At 42.9% G+C, this 18,389-nt stretch carries 18 protein-coding genes; 16 read left to right on the top strand and 2 right to left on the bottom strand.

Going from position 1 to position 18,389, the window contains the following annotated elements:
* Position 1: 1 nt before the first annotated feature.
* A complete protein-coding gene (locus tag H8711_RS10360; protein WP_249283371.1) occupies positions 2-421 on the top strand; it encodes a PPC domain-containing DNA-binding protein in 420 nt (139 codons plus the stop codon).
* Between the two features lie 440 nt (positions 422-861).
* On the opposite strand, the gene H8711_RS10355 is transcribed toward H8711_RS10360, so the two are convergent.
* On the bottom strand, positions 862-1,071 hold the full coding sequence (locus H8711_RS10355) for a helix-turn-helix domain-containing protein (RefSeq protein WP_249283370.1): 210 nt from the start codon (positions 1,069-1,071) through the stop codon (positions 862-864).
* The gene (locus H8711_RS10350; RefSeq protein ID WP_343274537.1) at positions 1,061-1,483 is read right to left on the bottom strand and encodes an RNA polymerase sigma factor; all 423 of its coding nucleotides are present in this window, start codon (positions 1,481-1,483) and stop codon (positions 1,061-1,063) included. The genes H8711_RS10355 and H8711_RS10350 overlap by 11 nt, the downstream gene beginning before the upstream one ends.
* A gap of 809 nt (positions 1,484-2,292) precedes the next feature.
* Between H8711_RS10350 and H8711_RS10345 the strand changes: the two genes are divergently transcribed.
* The 15 genes from H8711_RS10345 to H8711_RS10270 all read left to right on the top strand — a co-directional run bounded on the left by H8711_RS10345 (position 2,293) and on the right by H8711_RS10270 (position 18,379).
* Positions 2,293-5,343, top strand: a complete 3,051-nt coding sequence (locus H8711_RS10345) for an SrtB-anchored collagen-binding adhesin (protein WP_003060618.1) — start codon at positions 2,293-2,295, stop codon at positions 5,341-5,343.
* A 235-nt stretch (positions 5,344-5,578) separates the two neighbouring features.
* Positions 5,579-5,905 (top strand): YdcP family protein, encoded by a 327-nt coding sequence (locus H8711_RS10340; RefSeq protein ID WP_003059926.1) that lies wholly within the window; start codon positions 5,579-5,581, stop codon positions 5,903-5,905.
* Positions 5,906-5,920: 15 nt separating this feature from the next.
* A complete protein-coding gene (locus tag H8711_RS10335) occupies positions 5,921-6,304 on the top strand; it encodes a YdcP family protein (RefSeq protein ID WP_003062614.1) in 384 nt (127 codons plus the stop codon).
* Positions 6,305-6,472: 168 nt separating this feature from the next.
* Complete coding sequence (locus tag H8711_RS10330) at positions 6,473-7,060, top strand: helix-turn-helix domain-containing protein (protein WP_003061262.1); 588 nt, start codon at positions 6,473-6,475, stop codon at positions 7,058-7,060.
* Positions 7,061-7,268: 208 nt separating this feature from the next.
* Positions 7,269-8,663 (top strand): FtsK/SpoIIIE domain-containing protein, encoded by a 1,395-nt coding sequence (locus H8711_RS10325; protein WP_003062524.1) that lies wholly within the window; start codon positions 7,269-7,271, stop codon positions 8,661-8,663.
* Between the two features lie 183 nt (positions 8,664-8,846).
* Positions 8,847-10,043 (top strand): MobT family relaxase, encoded by a 1,197-nt coding sequence (gene mobT, locus H8711_RS10320; RefSeq protein WP_003062030.1) that lies wholly within the window; start codon positions 8,847-8,849, stop codon positions 10,041-10,043.
* Positions 10,044-10,056: 13 nt separating this feature from the next.
* On the top strand, positions 10,057-10,191 hold the full coding sequence (locus H8711_RS10315; protein ID WP_003061156.1) for a DUF3789 domain-containing protein: 135 nt from the start codon (positions 10,057-10,059) through the stop codon (positions 10,189-10,191).
* A 1-nt stretch (position 10,192) separates the two neighbouring features.
* Entirely contained in the window at positions 10,193-10,414 is a 222-nt protein-coding gene (locus tag H8711_RS10310; RefSeq protein WP_003060793.1) for a hypothetical protein, read from the top strand.
* Positions 10,415-10,481: 67 nt separating this feature from the next.
* On the top strand, positions 10,482-10,901 hold the full coding sequence (locus H8711_RS10305; RefSeq protein ID WP_003060053.1) for a nuclear transport factor 2 family protein: 420 nt from the start codon (positions 10,482-10,484) through the stop codon (positions 10,899-10,901).
* A 305-nt stretch (positions 10,902-11,206) separates the two neighbouring features.
* Positions 11,207-11,710 (top strand): antirestriction protein ArdA, encoded by a 504-nt coding sequence (locus H8711_RS10295; protein ID WP_003062492.1) that lies wholly within the window; start codon positions 11,207-11,209, stop codon positions 11,708-11,710.
* 17 nt (positions 11,711-11,727) lie between these two features.
* A complete protein-coding gene (locus H8711_RS10290) occupies positions 11,728-12,231 on the top strand; it encodes an antirestriction protein ArdA (RefSeq protein ID WP_002323345.1) in 504 nt (167 codons plus the stop codon).
* 107 nt (positions 12,232-12,338) lie between these two features.
* On the top strand, positions 12,339-12,737 hold the full coding sequence (locus H8711_RS10285; protein ID WP_003061368.1) for a conjugal transfer protein: 399 nt from the start codon (positions 12,339-12,341) through the stop codon (positions 12,735-12,737).
* Positions 12,715-15,165 (top strand): conjugal transfer ATPase TcpF, encoded by a 2,451-nt coding sequence (tcpF, locus tag H8711_RS10280; protein WP_003060327.1) that lies wholly within the window; start codon positions 12,715-12,717, stop codon positions 15,163-15,165. Before H8711_RS10285 ends, tcpF begins: the two co-directional genes overlap by 23 nt.
* On the top strand, positions 15,165-17,375 hold the full coding sequence (locus H8711_RS10275) for a CD3337/EF1877 family mobilome membrane protein (RefSeq protein WP_003060083.1): 2,211 nt from the start codon (positions 15,165-15,167) through the stop codon (positions 17,373-17,375). The genes tcpF and H8711_RS10275 overlap by 1 nt, the downstream gene beginning before the upstream one ends.
* Positions 17,372-18,379 (top strand): bifunctional lytic transglycosylase/C40 family peptidase, encoded by a 1,008-nt coding sequence (locus H8711_RS10270; protein WP_003059774.1) that lies wholly within the window; start codon positions 17,372-17,374, stop codon positions 18,377-18,379. The genes H8711_RS10275 and H8711_RS10270 overlap by 4 nt, the downstream gene beginning before the upstream one ends.
* Positions 18,380-18,389 lie beyond the last annotated feature (10 nt).

Here is an 18,389-nt window from a genome sequence, read left to right as displayed (position 1 = left end):
GATGAAATACCGCGTATTGGGCGATACCTATGCGCTGCGGCTGGAGCCGGGCGAGGAGGTAATCGCGTCGATCCTGAGCCTGTGCGGGCGGGAACAGATCACCCTTGCCTCGGTGTCGGGACTGGGTGCGGCCTCCTCCGCGGTGGTGGGGATCTACGACCTCGCGGCAAAGCAGTTTTGTCCCAACCGGCTGGAGGGCCCGCTGGAGATCGCGTCGCTGACCGGCAGCGTCACCGCCTGTGCGGGGGAGCCCTACCTGCACCTGCACGCAGTTTTTGGCGACCGTGAAGGCCGCGCCTGGGGCGGGCACTTAAGCGAAGCCATCATCAGCGCCACGGCGGAAATTTTCCTCCGGCGGTTGGACGGCAGGATCGGCCGCGCGGACGACCCAGCCACCGGCTTAAAGGTGTGGGATCTGTAGACAAAGACTCGGCCCTCCTTGCTGAGAGGTAATCAAGGCGGGAAAGCCCTAAAGGCCACTACCGATAAGGACGTATTGAGAAGCAGACTAACTAAACGTCTGGCAAACAGGTTGCAACAGAAAACGGGCAAGAGGTTAGGCAGCTTCTTGCCCGTTTTTCATATCCTGTGGAACGATAGAACATTGTTTTGCCGCCTCCGAGAGATATTACATTGCCCACTTCATTTCTACATTCTGCAAGCCGCATGAATACAGGCTTTTTATTGCCCTAAATGCCCACGCTGCTAATACCAAGTGTAGCGGATACCATAATAACAGCGGGCGCAAGCGGTTTATCCGTTTGCGCCCGCTTGATTGCCGAACAGCAAAGACAGGAAAATCCGTCAAGGGCGCGAAGCGCAACGTTTATCCTTGACGGATTTTCCTATCTTTGCTACTTGTTACCTGTCAAACCGGAACCGAAACAGGGCTGCAAGCAGGTCAGATTTTAGCTGCTCCTGTATCTCGTCGTTGATGCGGCCTTGAAAGCAGGACAGATATTTGATGTAGCCTGCGTAATGCTGCAATACTGTGTTTACCGCTTCCGGCTCTCCGGCAACGGCCTTTTCAATGACTTCATAGGGCAGTAAATTGTGTCTTTCATTCTTCATTTTTTGGTGCCTCCATTTCTTTTCGCAACAGTCGCAACGCCGCCTTCCGTCTACGAAAGATTGTTGTCCTGCAACGCCCATACATCTTGCCGATTTCCATATCGCTATAACCAAGAAAGAACCTTAAAAATAGGATTTCCCGCCGCTTCTCCGGCAGCTTCAAAAGGGCACAGGCCAACTGCTCGTTTTCTATGGATATTTCTGTACCACGAAAGAGAAAGGCGGTATGGGCTTCCTCGGTATACTCCGGCTCAAAATGGATTTCTTCAAGGTAGTCAAGAGATACTTCATACTGTTGTTTCTTCCGCAATTTCCGGCAGATATTGATGGACGCATGGTAAAGGAAAATTTTACAAAAGGCGTTAAAGGTATATTCGATATGCACTCTGTATTTTTCCATTTCTGTCATCATAACTCACCCCCTTTCTTCCCGGTAGGGGGCCATTACAGCAAACGCCCATGCAGCAAAGGCGGCATGAGCATTTGGGTAATATGAGTTATTAAGACATACTAAATGAACTGACAGTTCATACTCATAGGCGAAAAGTCCCGACGGTGAATAAAGGCTTTTTTTGACCGCAAGCTATTAGGCGGATTACAGTAAATAAAAACGGACACGACGATACCTCCCAGATACCGCCGTATCCTTAAAAAAGGGCGACTTTAATACACCCTCCGTAATCCAATTTTTCAAAAAGGAAAACGGCGGTTTGAAGTTTTCTCTTTACCTTCAAAAAACAAAGGCCGACAATTTTGTGAGCAATCACAAATTGTCGGCCCTGCGTCTTATGCGTCTGGCTCTTTGATAAGATAATTTTACGTTTCTTCCCGTTGAAGTGCGCTTATCACTTGTTCAATTTGTTTCTTTTCTTCCATAGAAAGCTGCTGTTTCCTTTTCTGTAATGCGACAAATAAAAGCTGTTCACTTTCTTATCAAAAAAACACAATAAAAATCTGATTATCCGCTAAAACACAGTATCTATCAGCATTTTCAAGGAAACAAACACATCAATTTACTACTTATTTACTACCATTGAATGAGCCTTGATACGCAAGTTTTCCTAGATATGCAAAGATATGGTACAGCACATCAGTATTGAAACAAGAAAAATTGAATAACTCATAGACTATGGAACGCCTAAAATGACGTTCCTTTTCTATTTTCAGCCGTTCATTATGGACGGTTATTTTATTACCAAAAATGAAAGGAGCATTAGATTTATGAAAAAGATGTTAAAACGATTGTGTACGGGCTTCTTAGCTCTTGCAACTGTCGTTACTGCTTTGCCGACTACACCCGTTCATGCAGAAAGTAAGCAATACTGGACGGAGTCAAAAGAGCGTGTCGGTATCGTTGAAAAAGTAATGAATGACGGTTCGATTGGTTCTACCTTTAATGAGGGACATTTGACCGTTGAGGGCGAGGACGCTTACTGTATCGACATTAACACAGACTTTAAGAATGGCTACAAGACCAGAGCTGACGCAAGCACCCGTATGAGTGCCGACCAGATAAGCGACGTTGCCTTATCTATCGAATATGTAAAACAGTACACAGACAGCCACAACGGAATAAGCAAAAACCACGCCTACCTTTTAAGACAGCTTGTTGTCTGGCAGAGATTAAGCGTACATCTTGGCTGGCAATGCGATAACGTGCGAGCTTCTTATGATGAAATTCCAAAGGCAACGCAGGACGAAGTTTTCGCTGGTGCAAAAGCCTTTGTCAAAGAGAATAAAGGACGCTATGAATGTGGCGGTTATATCTACTCTGGCGAGGGGCAGGAATTGGGACAATTCTGGGCGAAACTCAATGTTGGAAATGCGAAACTTCAAAAGACTTCCAGTAATACCAGCATTACAGACGGTAACGGGAATTACTCTATCGCTGGTGCGACATACGGTGTCTTTGCTGATAAGGACTGCACGAAACAGCTTGCCACCCTTACGACTGATGAAAACGGAAATACAGATGTCGTAGAGGTAACGGCTGACACAGTCTATATCAAGGAATTATCCGCACCAGCAGGATATAAGGTTGATACAAATATATATTCCTTAAAGGTTGAAGCTGGAAAGACAGCGACCTTGAACGTATCAGATACACCAAAGGTAACAGACACTTTGATTGAACTCTTCAAGATTGATATGGAAACACAGAAAGACAATCCGCAGGGGAACGCTTCTTTAGCAGGTGCGGAATTTACATGGAAGTATTATACTGGCTTCTACAATAAAGACAATCTCCCTGCCGAAGCTACAAGAACATGGGTTACAAAGACAATCGCCGAAACAGACAGCGACGGTACAATCCACTATGTTACAAAATTAGCGGACGCATACAAGGTATCTGGCGACAGTTTCTATATGCAGGACGGCAAAGCCGTTCTTCCACTTGGAACACTAACCGTAGAAGAAACAAAAGCTCCAAACGGTTACTTGCTGGACGGTGCATATATGCAGGCTGGCGATAAGTCCGAACAGATTAAGGGCTTATATGTAACACAGATTACCGAGGACGGCGACCTTGCCGTATTGACTGGAAGTAACCAGTTTTCTGTATCAGACAAGGTTATCCGTGGCGGTGTGAAAATTCAGAAACGAGATTTAGAAACGGGCGATACAAAACCACAAGGAAGTGCCACTTTGAAAGATACTGCCTTTGACATCATTTCCTTAAATGATAATGCGGTACTGGTTGAGGGCAAGCTATACAAGAAAAATGAAGTGGTAAAGACAATCCATACAGACATTGAGGGTGTCGCTTCTACGTCTGCTGACCTTTTACCTTATGGAAAATTCCGTATCGTTGAGAGTGAAGCTCCAAACGGATATTTGACAGACGGTGCAAAACCGATTGATTTTGCAATCACAGAGAATGGAAAAATCGTTGATTTAACCGACGAAGCCCATTCTATCTACAATCAGATTAAGCGTGGAGATATTGAGGGCGTAAAAATCGGAGCAGGCACACACAAGCGTCTTGCTGATGTTCCCTTTAGGATCACAAGCAAGACAACGGGCGAAAGTCATGTTGTGGTAACTGATGATAACGGGCAATTCTCCACTTCTTCTGACTGGGCTTCTCATAAGCATAATACCAACGCAGGAAAGACCAGCGAGGACGGTGTATGGTTTGGAACTTCTAAACCAGACGACAGCAAAGGGGCGTTGCCTTATGATACCTACATCATTGAAGAAATGCGTTGCGATAGTAACAAAGGCTTTGAGCTTATCCCACCTTTTGAAATCGTGGTATCAAGAAATAACCTTGTGATTGATTTAGGTACTTTGACTGATGAATACGAAAAAGAAATCTCTATCCATACCACAGCGACCAGTAAGGACGGCGAAAAGACAATCCTTGCAGGAAAAGAGGTAACAATCGTTGATACCGTCAAATTAGACGGACTTACAAAAGGCACAAAATATCAGCTCAAAGGCTGGCAGATGTTAAAGGAAGAAAACACCGAGCTTCTTATCAATGGAAAGCGTGTAGAAAATGACTATACCTTTATCGCTGATGATGAAGCTATGAAAGTGGAAATTACTTATACATTCAATGCGTCCGAGCTTGGCGGTAAAAATCTGGTAACATTCGAGGAATTATACGATTTGAGCAATCCAGAAGAACCCGTAAAAGTTGCGGAACATAAAGACATTGAGGACGACGGACAGACGGTACTTATCACAGAGCGTATCATCAAAATTCATACGACTGCTACCGATAAGGACGGCAACAAAGAGCTTGAAGCTGGAAAAGAGGTAACAATCATTGATACCATAACCTTAGAGGGCTTAGAAGTCGGCACACAGTACAAACTTGTAGGCTGGCAGATGTTGAAAGAAGAAAATGCAGAGCTTCTTATCAATGGAAAACGTGTGGAAAGTGATTACACCTTTACCGCAGACAGCGAAACTATGAAAGCGGAAGTTGCCTTTACCTTTGACGCTACTTCTCTTGACGGCAAACAGCTTGTAACTTTTGAAGAATTGTACGATTTAAGCAATCCAGACGAGCCGAAGAAAGTTACCGAGCATAAAGACATTGACAACGAGGGACAGACGATTACCTTTAAGGAAAAACCCGAAGTCCCAGAAGAACCAGAGAAACCCAAAACACCACAGACACCAGATACACCGCATAAAACAGACAGTCCAAAAACGGGCGATAACACGAACCTTTACGGACTGCTTGCATTATTACTAACTTCTGGTGCTGGACTGGCAGGTATCTTCTTCTGCAAACGCCGTAAAATGAAGAAATCATAAGGCGGTAACGATATGAGAAAAGAAAAATCACGTTCTCCGCCGATACCGTGTCGGCAGACTTCCGCTTATTCTGGCTTGTCTGCTACTTACCTGCAAGAACACGGATAGTCAAGGGTGCGTAAGCATTTATTTTACCCTTTACTATCTGGGGACTTGCTGGTACTTCCCTAACCGCCAGAATAAGAAATCACTATCAAAAACTTATCAAATATAGAAAGAAACGAGGTAAAACAATATGGAAATGAAATATGTCGTGCCAGATATGGCACAGTCTTTTGGAACACTTGAATTTGCAGGCGAAAGCGAGCCTATCTTTGAAAGAGATAAAAATAACCGCAGGGTCTTAGCCAGACGAAGCTACAACCTTTATTCTGATGTGCAGAAAGGCGAAAATGTTGTCGTGGAAATTCCCGTGCAGGCTGGCGAAAAGCATTTCAAGTATGAACAGAAAGTAAAACTTGTCAATCCGAAATTATACGGCAGAGGTTACGCAATTGGGGATATGGGACATACCGATTATGTGTTACTTGCTGATGATATTGTAGCAGTTGAAGAAAAGTAAAGGAGTGAAAATATTATGAGATTATCAAACGGTTTTGTTATTGACAAAGAGAAAACATTTGGAGAATTAAAATTTACAGCAGTGCGTGATGTATTCTTGCAGAATGAGGACGGGACACCGAGTACCCAGCTTAAAAAGCGTATCTATGATTTGAAGTGCAGTCTGCATGGTGGAATTATCCCCGTGTCTGTACCGCCAGAAGTACCAGTAAGGGAATTTCCGTACAATGCAGTTGTGGAGCTTGTCAATCCAGTAGCCGATACGGTATCACGAAAAACCTATACGGGTGCAGATGTGGACTGGTATGTAAAGGCAGAGGATATTGTGTTGAAGAATAAAGGCAATCAGAACGCAGGCAATCCACAGAACCATGTACCGCAAGGACAGATGAAAAAATAAATGTGAGCCCATATTTTTCTTGTAACTTATATATAGAACCGATATAATTAGTTGAAAAGTTCTGTTTTAAGCCATGTAAAACTATTTTGACAAGGGAAAATGGCAATGTCAAAGGCTTTTGACAGACAAAATAGCTATATTCATATACAATAAAGGAGAAGATTCAAGATGGATATTGGATTACAAATCAAAAAATTTAGGGAACAACAAAAAATTTCTCAAGAAGAACTGGCTCTTAAAATATTTGTTTCAAGACAAACAATTTCTAACTGGGAAACAAATAAAAGTTGTCCAGATGTTAAAAGTTTAATTACTTTATCTAATATCTTCAATGTGTCTTTAGATAATTTTATAAAAGAAGATATAAAGGAGATGAGGGAGATTGTAGAAAAAGCAACTATTAAAAAGTTTAATGTGATAAGTGTAGTTTTCCTAATTGAATTGATAGTCGTAGCCATAAGTGCCTATCCTTTATTTAGTATTAAGGGAAATATAGGAATTATTATTTGGTTATGCTTGTTTGCAATAACGCTCTATACGGCAAGTAAGATTGAAAAATTCAAAAAGAGCCATGACATTCAAACCTATAAAGAAATTTTGGCATTTATTGACGGAAAGCAATTAACGCATGATGAAACACAACAAGAAATAGGAAAAAGAAATTATCAAAAAATCATATTTGCATTCATTGCAGGTGTAATCGCACTTATTATATGTTTTGTTGTAATTTTTATTTGCCAGCATTTAACAAATTAAAAGGGAGGAGAAATCATGGAATTTTGGCTTATTATGATTGGCTTTATAGTTATGGGCGGAAGTTGTTCATTAGCAGGTACTTGGTGGGATAGAAAAAATAAAAAAGATAAAAAAGAAGAAAAGAAACAATAAAATTTACACTTTATTGTTGATTAAGCAGTTAGTCTTAGGATTGACTGCTTTTTTCATACCTAGAAAGGATTGATTTATGCGTATGATTTGGAACAAAGGACACCGTATCAGAGCCAGCGACAAGCACCTTGTCTACCACTTTTCCATAGGGACGCTTCTGTTTGTATTCATGGCGGTTCTTCTGCTACTGAACATCAAACAGCTCATGCGTACCGACTGGGAACATTTCAGCTTGTTAGAAAACGGCTTGACGCTTTCCCCTTACAACTTCATAACTGTGCTGATAGCGACTGGTGTTTGTGCATTGGTCGCTTTTCTGTATTACCGCTTCTGTTACGACAGTTTCAAGAAGCTATTGCACCGTCAAAAGCTGGCACGAATGATACTGGAAAATAAGTGGTATGAAGCCGATACCGTACAAGACAGCGGTTTTTTTACTGACCTGCAAAGCAGATCAAGGGAAAAAATCGTCTGGTTTCCAAAGATTTATTATCAAATGGAAAAGGGATTGCTCCATATCCGCTGTGAAATCACGTTAGGAAAATATCAAGACCAGCTTTTACGGTTAGAGGATAAATTGGAAAGTGGCTTGTATTGCGAGCTGACCGACAAGACCTTACATGACGGCTATATTGAATACACCCTGCTTTATGACATGATAGCAAACCGCATTACCATTGATGAAGTATGGGCAGAAAACGGCTGTCTTAGGCTGATGAAAAATCTTGTGTGGGAATATGACGCACTCCCTCACGCTTTGATTGCTGGTGGGACTGGTGGCGGTAAAACTTATTTTCTGCTGACGCTCATTGAAGCCTTACTGCATACCAACGCTGTCCTTTATATCTTAGACCCAAAGAACAGCGACCTTGCAGACTTGGGAACAGTCATGCCTAATGTCTATCACACCAAAGAAGAAATGATTGATTGCGTCAATGCCTTTTATGAGGGCATGGTACGGCGAAGTGAGGAAATGAAGCAACACCCGAACTATAAGACGGGCGAAAACTACGCCTATCTGGGACTTCCACCCTGCTTTCTTATCTTTGATGAATATGTAGCGTTTTTTGAAATGTTGGGGACAAAAGAAAGCGTGAGCTTACTTAGCCAGTTAAAGAAAATCGTTATGTTAGGGCGACAAGCAGGTTATTTCCTTATTGTTGCCTGCCAGCGTCCAGACGCAAAGTATTTTTCAGATGGTATCAGAGATAACTTCAATTTCCGTGTGGGACTTGGGCGTATCAGCGAATTAGGTTACGGTATGCTGTTTGGTTCAGATGTGAAAAAGCAGTTTTTCCAGAAGCGTATCAAGGGGCGTGGCTATTGTGATGTGGGAACAAGCGTCATAAGTGAGTTTTACACGCCTTTAGTCCCAAAAGGACATGATTTTTTACAGACTATCAGCTCTCTTGCACAAGCAAGGCAGGACGGGACGGCGACGTGCGAAGCGAAAGGCGACGGCACGGACTAGCCGTTGCTGGTGTGGCGTCAGCCACGCCAGCAGGTAAAACCCCTCGGTATCTAACAGAGGGGTACGTTTGCAAATAGACAATAGACAAAAAACATAGGAAACATAAGGCTTCTGGCATGGTTTTCTAGCAAAAATCGGCTGTGAAGTCGCCTTAAAAAACTTCACACTTTACAGATTGGGGGTATGGTTCTGAATGAAGAACAACGGATAAAAGAATTACGGGAGAAACGGATTGCTTACGGTATCTCACAAGGCAGGCTGGCGGTGGCTTCTGGTATCACAAGGGAATATTTCAACAAGATAGAAAGTGGAAAAATGAAGCCGTCAAAGGAACTTCTGGAAACTCTGCATAAGGAACTGGCAAGGTTCAATCCAGAAGTACCGCTTACCATGCTGTTTGATTATGTGAAAATTCGTTTTCCCACGCTGGATATACAGCACATCATCAAAGATATATTAAAACTGAATATCAATTATATGCTCCATGAAGATTACGGACATTACAGTTATACGGAGCATTATTCTTTAGGGGACATCTTTATCTATACGTCGGCTGACGAAGAAAAAGGTGTCCTTTTAGAGTTAAAGGGGCGTGGTTGCCGACAGTTTGAAAGTTACCTGCTGGCACAACAAAGAAGTTGGTATGACTTTCTCATGGACGCACTCATAGACGGTGGCGTGATGAAGCGTATCGACCTTGCTATCAACGACCATACGGGTATTTTGGATATTCCAGAGCTTGCGGAAAAATGCAGGAAACGGGAATATATCGGAAAGTCCAGAAGTTATAAGTTTTATCAGTCGGGCGAGCTTATCAAGCATAGAGAGGACGACAGAGAATATATGGGACGCACCCTTTATCTTGGTTCGCTAAAATCAGATGTGTATTTCTGTATCTATGAAAAGGACTATGAGCAGTACGTCAAGTTAGGGACACCGCTGGAAGAAGCCGACATTATCAACCGTTTTGAGATACGGCTTAGAAATGAACGTGCCTATTATGCAGTACGAGATTTGCTGACCTATTATGACGCAGAGCAGACTGCCTTTTCTATCATCAACCAGTATGTGCGGTTTGTTGATGAAGAAGCAGACAAGCGAAAAAATGACTGGAAACTCAATGACCGCTGGGCGTGGTTTATCGGCGATAACAGACAGAGCTTGAAGCTGACGACAAAGCCAGAGCCTTACACCTTAGACCGTACATTGCGGTGGGTACAACGGCAGGTAGCACCGACCTTGAAAATGCTGAAAAGGATTGATAAGGGAAACGGAACAGACTACATGAAAACTATCGAACAGCAGGCAAAGCTCACAGAAAAGCATGAAATGATAATCAAACAGCAGACGACCCCTGCAAAAGATTTAGTAGAAAGTTAGGAGTGATGAAAAAATGTGGGAATTATTGAAAGACTTCCTGCTGGTATCTGTTGGAACGGGTATCGGCGTAGCCTTGATGTGTATTTTAAGTGTTGGCAAAGGAGCTGACTATGAAATGAAGAAATTAAAAGAAAGCGAGGACAAATAACATGAATTTCGGGCAAAATTTGTATCAATGGTTTTTAAGCAACGCACAGAGCTTAGTGCTTATGTCGATTGTGGTTATCGGTATCTACTTAGGGTTCAAGCGTGAGTTTTCAAAACTTATCGGTTTCTTGGTAGTTGCCTTGATTGCTGTCGGCTTGGTATTCAATGCTGGCGGTGTGAAAGATGTACTGTTAGAGCTGTTCAATAAGATTATCGGTGCATAAAATTTTATTGTGGGGCTGATGTATGGGTGCTATAATGTGAAAAAAGAAGTAATCGAGGTGTTCTATTTTGAATGAGAGAGAAAAAATTATTCGTTTATGGTTTGATATGTGGTTGAAACAGCAAGACTTAGGAATAGATAAAATTTTTACAGAAGATGTTGTTTATACGGAAAGCTGGTGTCCTAAATATGAAAATCTTAAAACAGTAAAACATTGGTTTAATGAATGGAATACTCGTGGTAAAGTCATTATTTGGGATATTAAACAGTTCTTTCATAAAGAAAATCAAACTGTCGTAGAATGGTATTTTAAAAATGAAATGAATACGGGAAGCGTTGAAGAATTTGACGGTATTTCCTTAATTGAATGGACAGAAGATAACAAAATCAAATCATTAAAAGAATATGGTTGCAATCTGAATAACTATAATCCATATCAACACAGCGATAACCCTCAATTTAGAGATGAAAAAACAAACTGGTTTTAAAACTTAATCAAATTATATCCATATACATAAAGCAGTTAGTCTTAGGATTGACTGCTTTTTTCTTACCTAAAATCAGATTGGAGTGATGAAATGAGCGATATTTTTAAGGATATGCAGGCAAACGTCGGCTGTGATTATATTTCTAACCTGCCCTCTTACAAGCGTAAAGTGTGGCATGAAATGAAGCGATTACCGCTTACGAATTATGATATAAAACAGTTAGAAGATTTTTCAAAGTATGTGTTTGGTATGTCGTACCAGAGCTTAAAAGATGTGATGAAGCAACAGAAAGGACGTGAGGAACAATGCAGGAAACAAGGGTGCTGGTGGAAACGAGAGGAACAACTGGCGAAGAAACAATATCATACTGGTTCGACCTGCCGATAGATGTTGCCGAGTTTGAAGAAAAGTTAGGTATCGGTGCAGAAAGTGGGGATTATCGTATTATCGAAAAGGTGTTGCCTTATGCTGATGAAGTCCACGAACACACCAGCGTGTACCAGCTCAACGAATTAGATTTTATGTACCGCCAGCTTTCAAGTGATATGCAGGAAGAATATGTATCACTACTTACGGTGTTTGAAAATTTAGAAGCACTTTATATTTGCAGGAACGTGATTATTGTTTATCCCGACTGTAAAAGCATGATAGATGTTGCAAGGCAAAAGCTGATGAACGACCCGATGTTCAAGCATTTATCCGAGGACTGTCAAGAATACTACTTTGACTTTGAAGCCTACGCTTCTCACTTGCAGGAACACGGGAAATTTTTAGTAACAGAACACGGTATCTTTGAACTGCCAGAGTAGGAAATGAGGTGGTGCTTATGATTGATGATATGGCGGTTTATATTGCTAATCTTGGCAAATACAATGAGGGCTATTTAGTCGGTGCTTGGTTCACGTTCCCCATTGACGAGGAAGATGTGAAAGAAAAAATCGGCTTGAATGAACAGTATGAGGAATACGCTATCCATGATACCGACAACTTTCCCATTGCGATTGGCGAGTATGTTTCCATTGAAGAACTCAATGAGATGTATGAAATGATAGAGGAACTTCCCGACTATATTGTAGAGTGTCTGGACGAATTTATCAGCCACTATGGGACGCTGGAAGAAGTCGTGGAACATAAGGACGATATTTACTATTATCCCGACTGTGAAACCATGACAGATGTTGCCTACTACTACATAGACGAATTGCAGGCACTTGGGGACATTCCACCCAGCTTACAGAATTACATTGACTATGAAGCCTACGGGCGAGATTTGGATATGGGCGGTTGCTTTATTGAAACAAGCCGAGGTATGTGCGAGATACCATATTAACGCTGGAAGATCAGCGACAAGCATTGTTGCTACTGACAGCGTATTTCTCTTTAAGGGACAGTCTGAAAATGGCTGTCCTTTTCTATTTTGAAAGGAGCTGAAAGAACTTGAAAAAGATTAAAAGCTACACGGGTATCTGGAACGTGGAAAAAGTCTTGTATGCAATCAATGACTTTAACTTACCCTTTCCCGTTACTTTTACACAGATTACATGGTTTGTGATTACGGAATTTATCATCATTCTGTTTGGGGATATTCCCCCACTTTCCATGATTGAGGGAGCATTTCTCAAATACTTTGGTATTCCCGTTGCTCTCACTTGGTTCATGTCGCAGAAAACCTTTGACGGAAAGAAGCCGTACAGCTTTTTGAAATCACAGATAACCTATGCCCTGCGACCAAAAATCACTTATGCAGGAAAAGCCGTAAAACTGCATAAGCAGATATTGAATGAAACAATCACGGCAGTAAGGAGTGTGAACTATGTTCCCGATAAAATATATTGACAATAACCTTGTCTGGAACAAGGACAATGAGGTGTTCGCCTACTATGAGCTGATACCATACAACTATTCTTTTCTATCCGCAGAGCAGAAATTTATCGTGCATGACAGTTTCCGACAGCTTATCGCACAGTCCCGTGAGGGTAAAATTCATGCGTTGCAGATTGCCACAGAAAGCTCAATCCGCAGTATGCAGGAACAGTCAAAGAAGCTGGTAACTGGAAAATTAAAGGAAGTTGCCTGCCAGAAGATAGACGAACAGACCGAAGCGTTAGTATCTATGATTGGGGACAATCAAGTGGACTACCGCTTTTTTCTTGGCTTTAAGCTCATGGTTACGGAAGAACAGCTCAATCTGAAGAACATCAAAAAATCGGTGTGGCTGACGTTCACAGAATTTCTCCATGAAGTGAACCACACGCTGATGAATGATTTTGTTTCCATGCCGAATGATGAAATCAACCGTTACATAAAAATGGAAAAGTTACTGGAAAATAAAATCTCCCGTCGCTTTAAGGTGCGTCGCTTGGAAATCCATGATTTTGGGTATCTCATGGAACATCTTTACGGCAGGGACGGTATCGCTTATGAAGATTATGAGTACCAGCTACCAAAGAAAAAATTGAACAAAGAGACGCTGATAAAATACTACGACCTTATCCGTCCGACAAGGTGTGTGATTGAGGAAAGCCAGCGGTATTTACGATTGGAACATGAGGACAAGGAAAGCTATGTGTCCTATTTTACCGTCAATGCGATTGTAGGAGAGCTTGATTTTCCGTCGTCTGAAATCTTCTATTTCCAGCAACAGCAATTCACATTCCCCGTTGATACGAGCATGAATGTAGAAATCGTGGAAAATCGGAAAGCATTAACGACCGTCCGCAACAAGAAAAAGGAACTGAAAGACCTTGATAATCACGCCTATCAAGCAGGAAGTGAAACCAGCTCAAATGTGGTGGACGCTTTAGACAGCGTGGACGAGCTGGAAACTGATTTAGACCAGACAAAAGAAAGTATGTATAAGTTAAGCTACGTCATACGGGTGTCTGCACCCGATCTTGACGAGCTGAAACGCCGTTGTGATGAAGTCAAGGACTTTTACGACGACCTCAATGTAAAGCTGGTGCGTCCTGCTGGGGATATGCTGGGGCTTCATTCTGAATTTTTACCAGCCAGCAAGCGATATATCAATGACTATGTGCAGTATGTAAAATCAGATTTTTTAGCTGGGCTTGGCTTTGGTGCGACACAGCAGTTAGGAGAAACTACGGGTATCTATATGGGCTATTCTGTTGATACGGGAAGAAATGTGTACCTGCAACCGTCCCTTGCCAGTCAAGGTGTAAAAGGTACAGTTACCAACGCTTTAGCGTCTGCTTTTGTCGGTTCGCTTGGCGGTGGGAAATCGTTCTGTAACAATCTTCTGGTATATTATGCGGTGCTGTTTGGCGGTCAAGCACTTCTGTTAGACCCTAAAAGTGAGCGTGGTAACTGGAAAGAAACGCTCCCAGAGATTGCACATGAAATCAATATCGTAAATCTTACCAGCGATAAGGACAATGCAGGGCTTCTTGACCCGTTTGTGATTATGAAGAATGTAAAAGACGCTGAAAGTCTGGCAATCGACATCTTAACATTCCTTACGGGTATTTCTTCAAGGGACGGCGAAAAATTCCCCGTACTTCGTAAGGCAGTACGCTCCGTTACCCAGAGCGACAGTCGGGGCTTGCTCCATGTGATAGACGAGCTACGCCGTGAAGATACGCCCATATCAAGAAATATCGCAGACCATATCGACAGCTTCACGGACTACGACTTTGCACACCTGCTGTTTTCAGACGGTACGGTAGAAAATGCTATCAGTCTGGATAATCAGCTCAATATCATTCAAGTAGCCGACCTTGTACTGCCAGATAAAGATACCACTTTTGAAGAATACACGACCATTGAATTGTTGTCTGTGTCTATGCTGATTGTGATTAGTACCTTTGCCCTTGATTTTATCCATTCGGACAGAAGCATTTTTAAGATTGTCGATTTAGACGAAGCGTGGGCGTTCTTAAATGTGGCACAAGGAGAAACCTTATCAAATAAGCTGGTTCGTGCTGGGCGAGCTATGCAGGCAGGCGTTTATTTCGTTACCCAGTCTGCCTATGACGTGTCAAAGGAAAGTCTGAAAAACAATATCGGCTTAAAGTTTGCATTTAGAAGCACGGATATAAACGAGATAAAGCAGACCTTAGAGTTTTTCGGTATCGACAAGGACGATGAGAACAACCAGAAACGCTTGCGTGATTTGGAGAACGGACAATGCTTATTGCAGGACTTATACGGGCGTGTCGGTGTGGTGCAGATACACCCAGTCTTTGAAGAACTGCTACACGCCTTTGATACCAGACCGCCCGTACAGAGAAATGAGGTGGAGTGATGAAAGAAAGGATAAAAGGTGTGTTCACAAAAAAGAAGATTTTCCACTTTCTCAAAATGGCTCTGTTCGTGGTGGCACTCTCCCTTATCCTGCTTTCACTTTTGGGGACGGTGGCTCATGCGACGGGGCTTGTAGACGATACCATAAACGCAGAAAATCTTTATTCAAAATATCCCCTTTCCAACTACCAGCTTGATTTTTTCGTCGATAATAGCTGGTCGTGGCTTCCGTGGAACTGGCTCGACGGTATCGGAAAATCGGTACAATACGGGCTGTACTGCATTACCAACTTTGTCTGGACTATCAGTTTGTATTTGAGTAATGCAACGGGCTATGTGGTGCAGGAAGCCTATAAGCTGGACTTCATCAATGATATGGCAGACAGTATCGGAAAGAGCATACAGACCCTTGCAGGCGTTACCGAGAACGGCTTTTCTTCTACGGGCTTCTATGTTGGTTTCCTGCTTCTCATTATCTTAGTGGTGGGAATGTACGTTGCTTATACGGGACTGATAAAACGGGAAACCAGCAAAGCACTTCACGCTGTTATCAACTTTGTGGTGGTGTTCGTGCTGTCCGCTTCATTTATTGCTTATGCTCCCGACTATATCAAGAAGATAAATGAATTTTCATCAGACATCAGTACCGCTTCTTTGGATTTGGGAACAAAAATCATGCTCCCTAACTCCGACAGCGAGGGTAAGGACAGCGTGGACTTGATACGGGACAGCCTATTTTCTATTCAAGTGGAACAGCCGTGGCTCTTGCTTCAATTCGGGAACAGCAACGCAGAAGAAATCGGGACAGACCGTGTAGAAGCTCTCGTATCGGCAAGTCCAGAGGACGAGGACGGGAAAACCAGAGAGGAAGTCGTGAAAACAGAAATCGAGGACAACGACAATAACAATCTGACAATACCGCAGGTCGTGAACCGTTTGGGTATGGTGTTCTTCCTCTTGTTCTTTAACTTGGGTATCACGATATTTGTATTCTTGCTTACGGGCATGATGTTGTTCAGCCAGATACTTTTTATTATCTTTGCAATGTTTTTACCTATCAGTTTTTTACTTTCCATGATACCGAGCTATGAAAGCATGGCAAAGCAGGCAATCGTGAGAGTATTTAATACCATAATGACACGGGCAGGAATAACGCTCATTGTAACGGTGGCATTTAGTATTTCCAGTATGTTTTACAACATTTCCACAGACTACCCATTCTTTATGGTGGCGTTCTTGCAGATAGTATGTTTCGCTGGTATCTACATGAAGCTGGGCGACTTAATGAGTATGTTCTCACTTAATGCTGGCGACAGTCAAAGCATGGGACGACGCATATTCCGCAGACCGTATCTGTTTATGCGACATCGGGCTAGGCGTATGGAACACCGTATTGCAAGGGCGGTAAGTGCTGGCGGTATTTCGGGCGGTGTAGCTGGTGCGGTGGCTGGAAGTGCCGTTGCTGGCAAGAGAGCCGAAAGAAAAAATACGGCTTCTAAAGAAAATCGGGGCAATACCACTTCCAGCATGGGACAGCGTGCAGGTTCAAAAGTCGGTGCTGTTTTAGATACGAAAAATAAAGTGAAAGACAAGGCAAACGCTGTCAAAGAGAATATCAAGGATATGCCGACACAGACCGCTTATGCGGTGTATTCCGCAAAGGAAAAGGCAAAGTCCAGCGTGTCCGACTTCAAGCGTGGCATGGTGCAGGAACAGCAGTCCAGACAGACGGGACGCTTGGAAAAGCAGGAACAGCGTAAGAAAAATATCGCTGACAAACGTATGGAGCTTCAAAAGGCACAAGAAGCAAGGCAGGTACAGCGAAAGGCTGACGGATCAGCGACAACGGGAGCTACCCGTCCCCATGAGCGACCAGTCACAGCTTCAACCATTCCAAAGCCGAGTGTTGAAAAAATGCAGGAAGTCAAACGCCCAGCCACAGCTCCAACTCCGAAAGCAAGTGAGCCAGTCAAGACAAATGTTATCAAAGAGCGTCCGTTATCTTCTGGTGCTTCTGATAAGAAAGCACCCCAGCCTACACAGACAGTACATAGGCAGAATGTAGAAAAAGTGGTATCGCAGGAAACACGCCAGAATGACACCAAAGACCGCAGGATAAAGGTTCAGCAGACCCAGAGCGTCCAGAAGAACCAGCAGACCATAGAGAAAACCCGTAACCTTGTAACGAAGAAAGGACAGAAGAAAAAATGAAACTGAAACATATCGCTATCATTGGCAGTCTGTTTCCTATCCTCTTTTCTCTGGTGCTTTTCTTTGGCGTCCTCATTAGTGCGGACAGCGACGACGAGAACAGCAATTTTTCTTCTGGCATTACGGGTATGAACCTATCCGCAGAAGTCTTGAAACATCAGCCTATGGTAGAAAAATACGCCAGAGAAAACGGTATCTCCGAGTATGTCAATGTGTTACTTGCTATCATTCAAGTAGAAAGTGGCGGTACGGCAGAAGATGTTATGCAGAGTTCGGAAAGTCTTGGTTTACCGCCTAATTCCTTAGATACGGAAAGCTCAATCAAGCAGGGGTGTAAGTATTTTGCGTCCCTGCTTTCTTCCTGCAAAAATCAAGGTATCGACGACTTGAATGTAGCGATACAGTCTTATAACTATGGCGGTGGCTATGTGGGATATGTGGCAGGAAAAGGAAAAAAACACACTTTTAATCTTGCAGAGAGCTTCGCCCGTGAGAAATCGGGTGGAAAGAAAGTAACCTACACCAACCCGATAGCCGTTGCTAAGAATGGGGGCTGGCGGTATGGCTATGGAAATATGTTCTATGTGGAAGTAGTCAATCAGTATTTAGCAGTTCCGCAGGTATCGGGAGAACTGGCACAAAAGGTAATGAATGAAGCGTTGAAATATCAAGGCTGGAAGTATGTGTATGGTGGCAGTAACCCGAATACTTCCTTTGATTGTTCGGGATTGACGCAATGGTGCTATGGAAAAGCTGGTATCTCCTTACCGAGAACAGCACAAGCACAGTATGACGCAACCCAACATCTGCCACTCTCGCAGGCAAAAGCAGGCGATTTGGTGTTTTTCCATTCCACCTATAACGCTGGTTCGTATGTAACACACGTCGGTATTCTTGTTTCGCCGACACAGATGTACCACGCAGGCGACCCGATAGGATATGCAGACCTAAGTAGTAGTTACTGGCAACAGCACTTAATCGGTGCAGGACGAGTAAAACAATAGAAAGGACTTG

This window comes from Ligaoa zhengdingensis, from assembly GCF_014384885.1.
GTDB classification, from domain to species: domain Bacteria; phylum Bacillota; class Clostridia; order Oscillospirales; family Ruminococcaceae; genus Ligaoa; species Ligaoa zhengdingensis.
The sequence above is the reverse complement of the archived record's forward strand: the minus strand, read 5'-3'. Positions and strand labels throughout refer to the sequence as shown.

Bases quoted from the DNA above. Each gene is read 5' to 3' on its own strand.
- H8711_RS10360 (WP_249283371.1), top strand. From the start codon at position 2: ATGAAATACCGCGTATTGGGCGATACCTATGCGCTGCGGCTGGAGCCG.
- H8711_RS10355 (WP_249283370.1), bottom strand. From the start codon at position 1,071: ATGAAGAATGAAAGACACAATTTACTGCCCTATGAAGTCATTGAAAAG.
- H8711_RS10350 (WP_343274537.1), bottom strand. From the start codon at position 1,483: ATGATGACAGAAATGGAAAAATACAGAGTGCATATCGAATATACCTTT.
- H8711_RS10345 (WP_003060618.1), top strand. From the start codon at position 2,293: ATGAAAAAGATGTTAAAACGATTGTGTACGGGCTTCTTAGCTCTTGCA.
- H8711_RS10340 (WP_003059926.1), top strand. From the start codon at position 5,579: ATGGAAATGAAATATGTCGTGCCAGATATGGCACAGTCTTTTGGAACA.
- H8711_RS10335 (WP_003062614.1), top strand. From the start codon at position 5,921: ATGAGATTATCAAACGGTTTTGTTATTGACAAAGAGAAAACATTTGGA.
- H8711_RS10330 (WP_003061262.1), top strand. From the start codon at position 6,473: ATGGATATTGGATTACAAATCAAAAAATTTAGGGAACAACAAAAAATT.
- H8711_RS10325 (WP_003062524.1), top strand. From the start codon at position 7,269: ATGCGTATGATTTGGAACAAAGGACACCGTATCAGAGCCAGCGACAAG.
- mobT (WP_003062030.1), top strand. From the start codon at position 8,847: ATGGTTCTGAATGAAGAACAACGGATAAAAGAATTACGGGAGAAACGG.
- H8711_RS10315 (WP_003061156.1), top strand. From the start codon at position 10,057: ATGTGGGAATTATTGAAAGACTTCCTGCTGGTATCTGTTGGAACGGGT.
- H8711_RS10310 (WP_003060793.1), top strand. From the start codon at position 10,193: ATGAATTTCGGGCAAAATTTGTATCAATGGTTTTTAAGCAACGCACAG.
- H8711_RS10295 (WP_003062492.1), top strand. From the start codon at position 11,207: ATGCAGGAAACAAGGGTGCTGGTGGAAACGAGAGGAACAACTGGCGAA.
- H8711_RS10290 (WP_002323345.1), top strand. From the start codon at position 11,728: ATGATTGATGATATGGCGGTTTATATTGCTAATCTTGGCAAATACAAT.
- tcpF (WP_003060327.1), top strand. From the start codon at position 12,715: ATGTTCCCGATAAAATATATTGACAATAACCTTGTCTGGAACAAGGAC.
- H8711_RS10275 (WP_003060083.1), top strand. From the start codon at position 15,165: ATGAAAGAAAGGATAAAAGGTGTGTTCACAAAAAAGAAGATTTTCCAC.
- H8711_RS10270 (WP_003059774.1), top strand. From the start codon at position 17,372: ATGAAACTGAAACATATCGCTATCATTGGCAGTCTGTTTCCTATCCTC.